The organism is Dolichospermum sp. UHCC 0352 (genome assembly GCF_009711925.1).
Taxonomy (GTDB): Bacteria; Cyanobacteriota; Cyanobacteriia; order Cyanobacteriales; family Nostocaceae; genus Dolichospermum; species Dolichospermum lemmermannii.
On sequence record NZ_VIKY01000094.1, the window covers coordinates 1 to 9,203 of the forward strand.

General features: G+C 39.0%; 8 protein-coding genes. 4 read left to right on the forward strand and 4 right to left on the reverse strand.

Annotated features, from left to right (window positions below; genetic code table 11):
* The first annotated feature begins 59 nt into the window (after positions 1–59).
* Together larC and FJR06_RS06225 are read left to right on the forward strand one after the other, a co-directional pair.
* Positions 60–1,331 carry a nickel pincer cofactor biosynthesis protein LarC gene (gene larC / locus FJR06_RS06220; RefSeq protein WP_015079322.1) on the forward strand — a complete coding sequence of 424 codons (1,272 nt, stop codon included), beginning with the start codon at positions 60–62 and terminating at the stop codon, positions 1,329–1,331.
* 56 nt (positions 1,332–1,387) lie between these two features.
* Positions 1,388–2,299, forward strand: a complete 912-nt coding sequence (locus tag FJR06_RS06225; protein ID WP_015079321.1) for a YbhN family protein — start codon at positions 1,388–1,390, stop codon at positions 2,297–2,299.
* Between the two features lie 269 nt (positions 2,300–2,568).
* Here FJR06_RS06225 and FJR06_RS06230 read toward each other — a convergent pair whose 3' ends face one another.
* Positions 2,569–2,757, reverse strand: a complete 189-nt coding sequence (locus FJR06_RS06230; protein ID WP_039201479.1) for a hypothetical protein — start codon at positions 2,755–2,757, stop codon at positions 2,569–2,571.
* Positions 2,758–3,031: 274 nt separating this feature from the next.
* Positions 3,032–3,214 carry a hypothetical protein gene (locus FJR06_RS06235; protein WP_168651053.1) on the reverse strand — a complete coding sequence of 61 codons (183 nt, stop codon included), beginning with the start codon at positions 3,212–3,214 and terminating at the stop codon, positions 3,032–3,034.
* Positions 3,215–4,098: 884 nt separating this feature from the next.
* On the opposite strand from FJR06_RS06235, the gene FJR06_RS06240 reads away from it, so the two are divergent.
* The gene (locus FJR06_RS06240) at positions 4,099–4,746 is read left to right on the forward strand and encodes a sigma-70 family RNA polymerase sigma factor (protein ID WP_168651054.1); all 648 of its coding nucleotides are present in this window, start codon (positions 4,099–4,101) and stop codon (positions 4,744–4,746) included.
* A gap of 342 nt (positions 4,747–5,088) precedes the next feature.
* Positions 5,089–5,763: a hypothetical protein gene (locus FJR06_RS06245; RefSeq protein ID WP_254433073.1), complete on the forward strand. Its 675-nt coding sequence runs from the start codon at positions 5,089–5,091 to the stop codon at positions 5,761–5,763.
* Between the two features lie 259 nt (positions 5,764–6,022).
* Here the strand turns inward: FJR06_RS06245 and FJR06_RS06250 are convergent, their stop codons facing one another.
* Positions 6,023–7,363, reverse strand: a complete 1,341-nt coding sequence (locus tag FJR06_RS06250) for a TldD/PmbA family protein (protein WP_015079316.1) — start codon at positions 7,361–7,363, stop codon at positions 6,023–6,025.
* Positions 7,364–7,486: 123 nt separating this feature from the next.
* Positions 7,487–8,959: a TldD/PmbA family protein gene (locus tag FJR06_RS06255; protein WP_168651056.1), complete on the reverse strand. Its 1,473-nt coding sequence runs from the start codon at positions 8,957–8,959 to the stop codon at positions 7,487–7,489.
* Positions 8,960–9,203 lie beyond the last annotated feature (244 nt).

The window sequence follows — 9,203 nt, forward strand, 5'->3', positions numbered from 1 at the left end:
ATAATTTATCTTCCAAATGCTTCGCCCCTACTGACAACTGACAACTAACAAATAAATTTATGAATAAAATCGCTTATCTTCAATGCCCAACAGGGATTTCTGGTGATATGTGCTTGGGGGCGTTAGTCAGTCTCGGTGTGCCTGTGGAGTATTTGGTGGAAAAACTCAATGGCTTGGGAATTGAGGCAGAATACCGATTACGGGCGGAATTGGTTCACCGTCAAGGTCAACAAGCGACTAAGGTTGATGTGGATTTGGTTCATCACCATCATCATCATTCTCATAATGAACATGATCACCACCACACCCGTCATTTGCCAGAAATAGAGGAGATGATTCTCAAGGGGAATTTGCCAGTGCGGGCGGAAGCTTGGAGTTTAGCTGTTTTCCGACAGTTGGCAGTGGCAGAGGGGGCTGTTCATGGCATCGCACCGGAAAAAGTTCATTTTCATGAAGTGGGGGCTGTGGATGCCATTGTGGATATTGTTGGTACTTGCTTAGGGTTGGATTGGTTGGGTATTGATTGCGATCGCTCAGGGTTGCCTTTGCTATACTGTTCTGCATTTCCAACGGGAGGTGGTACTGTTAATGCGGCACATGGAAGAATGGCTGTACCAGTACCAGCGGTGTTAAAGTTGTGGGAAATGCGGGGTTGTCCAGTTTATAGCAATGGTATTGACAGAGAATTGGTAACACCAACGGGGGCGGCGATCGCTACTACCTTAGTACAAGACTTTGGTTCTCCACCACCAATGACTATCAAACAGATAGGATTAGGGGCGGGTTCTCTAGATTTACCCATTTCTAATATACTACGGCTCTGGTACGGTGAAAATGAATCTTTACAGACTGATAACTCTGATTTAGGGGAATATTCTCCAAATCTAGAAACTATTACTGTCCTCGAAACTCAAATAGATGATTTAAATCCGCAAGTATTCGGTTATGTGTTTGAGGCTTTATTTGCTGCGGGTGCGGTGGATGTTTTTACTCAACCCATAGGGATGAAAAAGTCACGAACTGGAATTTTATTAACTGTGATTTGTCATCCTGAAAATTTAGCTAGTTGTGAGGATGTGTTATTTCGAGAAACTAGCACTTTAGGGATTCGTCGTACTACTCAAAAACGGTCATTTTTACAAAGGGAAATGCAAAAGGTGGAAACTGTTTATGGGACAATATCTGTAAAAGTTGCCTGGACAGGAAAAGCTACAGAAAAGGTGATTACTAATGTGCAGCCAGAATATGAAGATTGTGCAGAATTAGCAAGACAAAATAATATTCCTTGGCGAGAAATTCATCGGTTAGCGTTAGAAAGTTGGCACAATTAACCAGATCCCCGACTTCTTCAAGAAGTCGGGGATCTGAATATTTCAATAAATCTAAAATGAAGAAAATTGTCCGGTGGTTGATTTTAGGTGGTACGCTATTTTTTTTGTTGAAAGCGTTAAAAGATAATTGGTTGGGAGTTAGTGCTATTCGGATTAGTGCAAATGGATGGTTAATATTAGTAGCTGCTACATTTATAACTTTACTGGCACATATTTGGGCGGGTTGGATTTGGACTTGGGTATTAAGGGAGTTAAATCAATCTGTATCTGCTATTGAATTTATTCAAGTTTATTTAAAAACGAATATTGCTAAATATTTACCTGGGAATATTTGGCATTATTACGGGCGAATTATGGCGGCTAAAAATGCTAATATTCCTACTAATATTGCTACTTTAAGTGTTTTATTAGAACCATTATTAATGTTAGCAGCAGCTTTAATTATTATTGTTTTATTTGGTAGTGAACTTGTTGTTAATAATCTGAAATTTAATTTCATGATTCTGCAATTTCTGAGTTTAATAATTGTCTTGGGTATACTTCATCCTCGATTTTTAAATCCAGCTATTAAACTTTTAGAACGGTGGAAAAATAAAAAATCTCATGGAGAAAATCAATTAATTAATAGTTTTATAATTAAACGTTACCCGGTGAAACCATTATTAGGAGAATTAGTTTTTTTAGGGTTGAGGTGTGCTGGATTTATTTTAACTATGTTGGCTTTAACTTCTGTAAATTGGGAGCAAATACCCTTATTAGTGGGAGCTTTTAGTTGTGCTTGGGTATTGGGGTTAATTGTTCCTGGTGCGCCTGGTGGTTTAGGAGTATTTGAAACCACAGCGATGTTACTGTTACAATATCATTTTCCGGCGGCTTTGGTGATTAGTGCGATCGCTCTTTATCGTCTCATTAGTATCTTAGCAGAAACCACCGGAGCAGCCCTAGCTTGGCTATTTGAAAGGATTTAATCAATTTTATATCTATGCTCATTTAGGAGTCACCGAGATTTGATGTTATAGTTTTGGTGAAATAAAATCGGGCAAATATTAGAAGGATAATTAGAAAGGCAATGAGGGAATGAGTGAAGATATCAGGCTTGATATAAAAGTTCCCTGACAAACAAATAAGCAAAGCAAAATTTGTTCAGCCAGAGAAGTTTATAGTAAGTAAGGCTTTATATTTAAGTGAGTCAAAATAGCTATTTTGCAAGAGTTAAATATTCCTAAATAGAGAGAAATTATACTAATGCTGTTGCTATAACCATCACTGCTTGAGCAGGAGTTAGACGTGCTGAACCGTTGGCAGCTAAGAATCCAGCGAGGGCGGTAGCAGCAGCAGCAGCATCACCACCACTAACAGTAGCGGATTCTTCCAAAGAAAGTTCAGTAAACAGTTCCTTATGTTCGAGATTATTAATTTTTGACATAATTGTGTTCTTCTTAATTAGGCACATCTAATCAGAAAACCAAGTAATTATTCACTCCCCTACTCTCTGAAAAGTTTCCAAAAAACTTATGAAAAAATTAATTGAGGGGTAGGGAAGTGAACAGTTAAGGAGGAAATTGTCTATGGTTTTACTAAGTTTAAGAAATGCGCCCACCTCACTTTGAAGTAGCGAGTATCTGCTTGAATTTCTGGGAATCTGGGGCGCATTATTCACTTCATTTGATAGAACAAATGAATGAAAGGCTACAGAGCGATTATGCCAATGTTGTTATTGATGCTAGAACACCTTGAGCAGGGGTTAGCGGCACACCACCGTTAGCTGTCAAGAACACGGCGACCGCATTAGCTCCTTGAGCAGCACCAGCACCACCATTCATCTCAGCAGATTCGTCATTGGAAAGTTCGCTAAACAATTCATGATTTTCGATAACTTGCATGATGTTTTTTCCTTAATTAACAGAATGAAGGTAAAGATTGAAGTGGCACTTTTCTCAAGCAGAAAGGTACACACATTGCTCGCACAGTTCACAAAAAAGATTAAATTTCACAGTTAAAAAAGCACTCAAAAATTTGAGAACTAGGAAACAAATTCCCGGAGGATAGCTTCACTAGCAGGTGTAGTTTAGAGCCAAAGTAAAATATTCACTAATGCTCAAACTTCCTTGCCTCTTTGTGAACTTGATGGTGAACTGTCCTTACTTTCTATAACGAACACCCAAAACAAAATATTCCGAAGTTGGCAAGAAAATTTGGAAGCCTTGCTGAATAGGTATTGAGCAAGCGCAACTAATGGTATTTAGGTTTTTATCAATCAAGAACTGCTATATTTTTTTCTGTTGCATAATTATAAATTTTATATTTTTCCTCTATCTAGAGTAATAAAAAAAGCTAAATTCTATCTCTACTGTTTAGACGATGTTGAATAGATTGGCATTGAGACTTAAATAGGAAGAATCGAAATAAAAATATGCGGTGATATCAAATCCGGGTAATTGCAATCATCGAATATTTTATGATGACCAAGCTGTGAACCGTCTATGCAGTTAGTGTGAGACATGGAATGTAAGTAAGAAAATATAGAGAAAAAAGATTTGGTTTCAAAACCATAAATTTATATGGTATTAATCAACATTCTCTACATTTCCTTATGTGAGAAAAAAGTATAAATGCTGAATTTATATATTTGTTGGTGAAGGCGTTATTCAAGTAAGTTGAATTTACGCTCCAATTTTCACAAAAATAATCATATTATTCAGCAATTTGCACATTGGAAAGATTATTTGTTGCCTAGTTAATAGCCTATTTATCAAGGACATATTGTATGTTATCAGCGCAGGAATCATGGTCTTATTCTTCAGAGACTTGGCTTGACTCAAACTATCGCCAGAGATTAAAAAAAATTGCTAACAAATACACTAGGGGTACAGGCATATCTTGGGAAGATGCGGTTCAAAATGCCCATTTAAAAATATTTCAGGGTCTGCAATCTGGCAAGTTCAGAGAAGGAGGATTAGAAGAATTTTATCGCTGGGCTGCTACAGTAGCCCGCTGTGCGATTATTGATTTTGTCCGTCAAGAAAATCTGCGAAAATGCCAAAGTTTAGATTGCAATATCCCTGGAACAGATATAGCCCTGTTAGATACAATTACTGATGAATTTAATATTTTGGAAGCAACAGAAAGGGCAGATTTAATTTTTAAAGCGATAGAGAAAATTTATCAACTAGATCAACAATATCCACGCCAAAACTATCTGAAATTATGGCAAGGTAAAATTGATGGAAAAACACAAACTCAACTAGCTGGAGAATTGAGAGTTAGTCAGAGTGAAATATCCAAACGATGGCAGGAACTTTTAGGACGGATTGCTGATTCTTTAGGACTACTTAAAGTTGAAGATTTCAAGGGCAAACTGCAAGAAAATCGCCAGCAAAAGAGAGAATACAATCGGTCAACAAAGCAGTGGTAAGTGAATAAAATACTCAAATTGATTGAAATGAGAGTAAGTAGGTTAGCATTGAAAATCGTCGTTATGGCACTAGGCAAGAGGCAAGAGGCAAGAGGCAAGAGGGTTTGGGCGATTTTACTTTTCGTTACATATTACTCTTCGAGAAGCCGCTTCGCGTCTACGGTTTTTTTCCGTTCACCTACTTAAATCCTGATATTTAGAAGCGTCCGAACGTTACATAATATATGGGATTGGATGCGACTACACCCAGAATCCCGGCTCATTGTTAATTTTTGTCGGGAAACTAAATATATGCGTGTAAACTTGAGTAAATCCACATTTTTAAACAGGCAAGCGTCTAATATGCCAATCCCACAACCTGGAGAAATTTGGGAAGTGAGTCGCTTAATAAGAAGTCCTTTGAAATTCTCTCAAGAACAAGAAACTTTTTACTCTTCCTCAGCACAAAGTTTTTTGGCAGGCAACTCACCACCGCGCTATGTAATGATTGTCAAAGAACCTGAAGCAATTCTAGATACAAATGAGGAGTGGCTAATTTTTTCTGTCATGTTGCTATCAGGAGAAACAGATTTTCTCAGTGATGTAGATTTGCTAATTCCTGCGAAAATATCTGGACTAGAAAAAGATTTATTAGCTGAAACATGGCACATTATCCCAGCGTTAGCTTGTAACTTGCTACAGCCAGTTGGTAACAGACTATCGCGCCAAATTTATGACTGTCTTCTGACCGTTAGAGACTATCATTATGGGTTAGGTAAAGAACCATCAGTAATATCAGAAATCCAGGAATTAGGTTTAATAAATAGTAGCTTATCTTTTGCAAATAGCTTAAAGATTCAAGATTTTCACAAAGCAGAACAAGCCTGGAGTGATGTATTGACAATACCAGTAGCAGCTTGCCAAACTTACTTGAAAAGTATAAACTTCACCAATGCAGTATTAAATGAAGCATTGCAACTAGAACAAGACCTGCAAATTGATAGAACCTGGACTAAGAGGTTGTTTGAAAAGTATTAGATGAAACCAACAATCTCCGAAACCTAACCCCCCTTCCCCCCTTCCCTACAAGGGAATGGGGGTTTCAAAGCCTCTCCCCGCGTCGGGGAGAGGTTTGGAGAGGGGTTTATTGATACATTAAAAACTTTTCAAACATCCTCTAAGTTTGATGTCAATGAAAAGCCTCAAATTGATTAATTTGAGGCCATGATGTCAAAGTTTGGGAGAAATTTTCATGTTTTCAACAGATTCATGCAGACGCACAGAGTAAAAAAAGATATTAATCTCCAGTAATAGAAAGTTCACTCACCCAGACTCTCGGTGCAACTCCTCCTGGTGTTAACTCAACTTCTTTTTCTACATAAACAATTGATTTCAAAAGTTCTAAGAAATCACCAGCTACAGTTGCCGACTCAATACTGGTTTTTTCACCCTTATTAATTAACCAACCATCAAAAGGTAAAGAAAAAGAACCTTGTAAAGCCTTAACACCCGCATGAAGAGCTTGTAAATCATCAATTAAAATCACATTTTCCGCAGTTTCCAAACTCAATTCTTTCTCTGGAGTTCCTGCTGCAAAAACGTGATAAAAATTGGGACTGACACTCACTTTTGCGCCAATACTAGCATTACCTGTAGGTTGAGCATTTAACCGTTTTGCAGTTCCCGCACTATGCAAAAAGCTGGTTAAAATGCCCTTTTCTATTAACTTAATTTGCCGGGTGGGAGTCCCTTCACCATCAAAACTTTCAGCCCCAATATTAGCGGGGTGTAAAGCATCATCATAAACTGAAAGTAAAGGTGAAGCCAGTTCTTTACCGATATCATCAGTTTTTGATAAACTTTGATTATCCAGAATACTTTGGGCGTTAAATAAATTGGAAAAAGCCCCCAACAAACTTAAAAAAGCTTCAGCAGAGAAAACTACTTGATATTTACCAGTTTTGATTTTTTCATAATGCAAATGACTGATGGTTTTATCAGCAGTTTCTTGAATACAACCTGCAATATCTAAATCGGCTACACTTTCCTTGACTCGATAAGCACCAGCACTGCGAGGTTTTTTATTTTCCTCTTCAGTTTTGCTGTACAAATAAATAGAAGCTAAAGAATGAGATTCAGTTCTCACAGCACCATCACTATTGAGATAAAATCTGTCAATATCTCTTTGTGCTAAACCATTATAAGGCACACTTGTAATCGCAGGATGTTTTGCCATTAATTCTTTTTCTGCTACTAATAGTTTTTCTATTAGTTCAGAAACAGGTGCTTGCAGGGCTTTTTTCTGATGTGTATTAGGAATAGGAATAGTTGCTTCTGGACTAAAATCAGGAACATTTTCTTTCACACCAAAAAAACTCGCTTCGTAAGCAGTTTTTAAAGCTAATTCTAATCCTTGAGCATCTACATCTGTGGTGCTGGTAACACCCATTGTATTTTCTTCATTCCAAACCCGAACTGTTACCCCAGAACGATTGGAAGCTTTGACTTGTTTGGGTTCACCTTGGTCAACTTGAACGCTAGTATCATCTACAGTTGAACCGTAAATATCAAACTTTTTAATGCCAAGTTTGGCAGCATTTTCTTGAGCGTAGGTTGCGATTTCTTGAATGTTAGACATGATTACATTTTAAGATGAAAGTTTCGCGCAAAGGTACAAAGGAGCAAAGGCGCAAAGGAAGAAAAGAATTAATGATGAGAACAGATAATATGTATGGTTTATCTGTTTTTCATCTGATGATTTTTATCTGCCACCAACAGTAATAGAATCAACCTTAATATGGGGTTGTCCAACGGTGGTGTAAATACTGCCGCTGACTGAACCACAGAAGCCGGGAGCTAGTTCTAAATCTTGGGAACATAGGGAAATTTTATTCATGATTTCCTTGGCTTCTCCGATGAGGGTAGCACCTTTTAATGGTTTGGTAATTTTGCCATTTTCTATTAAGTAAGCTTCATCAACGCTAAAGTTAAATTGACCTGTTGCGCCCACACTTCCGCCACCCATTTTCTTACAGTAAATACCTTTATCAACGGAGGCAAATAGGTCTTCTGTTGTGTGTTCTCCACAATCAATATAGGTATTTCGCATCCGACTAGCGGCAGCAAAAGTGTAATTTTGCCGGCGGCCACTGCCTGTTCTGGGGTGTCCAGTCCGCACTGAACCGGTTCTATCAGCGAGGAAGTTTTTGAGGATGCCTTTTTCAATTAATAATGTTCTTTGGGCGGGCATTCCTTCGTCGTCCATATCAATTGTCCCGAAGGCATTATCGGCGCGGCCTTCGTCCCAAGCTGTTAAGCTTTCGTGGGCAATTTTTTCACCTTTTTTGTCGGCAAATGGTGTGGTTTTGCGTTCAATTTGGGTGGTTTCTAAAAGGTGTCCGCAAGCTTCGTGGAAAATTACACCGCCAAAGTGATTGGCCATGATAATCGGGTAAGTTCCTGATTCTACGTAATCTGCGTAAAGCATTTTACCAGCAGATTCGGCGATTTGTTCGGAGGCTTGTTGATAATCCCAGGTTCTCAGGAAGTTAGCGTCACTGGTGTTACCAGCCCTGTCAGCAATAGAGGAACGGTTAGCACCGTCAGCACAAAGGAGATTAAAACCAACGGACTGGGTGAGGCGGATATCACGGGCAAATGTGCCGTCACTGGCAGCAACTAATACTTCTTGCCAGTCGCGGAAGTAGGAAGCGCGGCGGGATTGGACGTGGGTAGCTTTTTTATTAAGTTGGGCTGTACCATCAAGGAGGACTTCTCCCATTTCGCTGATAGAACTACACAAGGGTAGCCAACCGTCTTTACCGCGTTTGCTGGCGTAGTCTCTGAGTAGTTCTAGGTTGATTTCGGGAATGAAGGCACTCGGTCCGGGTAGTTGTAAGCCTAAGATGGAAAGAGCTTTTTCTAAAGCAGCTTTTAAACCGGCAAATGTGAGGTTATTGGTGCTAACGTAGCAGTCAGCTTTGCCACGAAATACTCGCACTCCTGCACCGGTAGCTAAATTGGGGGAAATGCTGGTAATGGTATCTTCTTCGGCTAAACAACTGATGTAGTTGCGACGTTCTAAGAAGTATTCCACAAAATCAGCACCGGCAGCGCGTCCTAGTCCCAAAAGGGTTGCCAGGGGGGCTTCCCAAGTGTCATCGAAGCGTTCTGTGGTGGATGAATATTGTAAACTGGGAAGTTGATTTGAGAGAAGTAGGGTGTTTGTAAGCATGAAGTGCCTCGTCTGCTGGCGTTATCTACAGATGTGACTGAAAAAAAATCCTGGTGTGTTCAGTCTAACAAATCTATGAAAGTCGTTGTTGGCAGTTAGGCTGTAGGGTTTTCCGCCATATTGTCTTTTAAAAAGTCTATGTTGAGGATCAATTTTTATAGCTATGATTCTCCGCCCATTTATAGCAAGCCTTGTAACAGATATCATCATTATAATTTATAAGGAGAATGCCGAAAACCCTTGA

What these genes read in the sequence shown, in the direction of transcription:
- FJR06_RS06240 (WP_168651054.1), top strand. Translation starts at nt 4,099, where the DNA reads ATGTTATCAGCGCAGGAATCATGGTCTTATTCTTCAGAGACTTGGCTT.
- FJR06_RS06250 (WP_015079316.1), bottom strand. Translation starts at nt 7,363, where the DNA reads ATGTCTAACATTCAAGAAATCGCAACCTACGCTCAAGAAAATGCTGCC.
- FJR06_RS06235 (WP_168651053.1), bottom strand. Translation starts at nt 3,214, where the DNA reads ATGCAAGTTATCGAAAATCATGAATTGTTTAGCGAACTTTCCAATGAC.
- larC (WP_015079322.1), top strand. Translation starts at nt 60, where the DNA reads ATGAATAAAATCGCTTATCTTCAATGCCCAACAGGGATTTCTGGTGAT.
- FJR06_RS06230 (WP_039201479.1), bottom strand. Translation starts at nt 2,757, where the DNA reads ATGTCAAAAATTAATAATCTCGAACATAAGGAACTGTTTACTGAACTT.
- FJR06_RS06255 (WP_168651056.1), bottom strand. Translation starts at nt 8,959, where the DNA reads ATGCTTACAAACACCCTACTTCTCTCAAATCAACTTCCCAGTTTACAA.
- FJR06_RS06225 (WP_015079321.1), top strand. Translation starts at nt 1,388, where the DNA reads ATGAAGAAAATTGTCCGGTGGTTGATTTTAGGTGGTACGCTATTTTTT.
- FJR06_RS06245 (WP_254433073.1), top strand. Translation starts at nt 5,089, where the DNA reads ATGCCAATCCCACAACCTGGAGAAATTTGGGAAGTGAGTCGCTTAATA.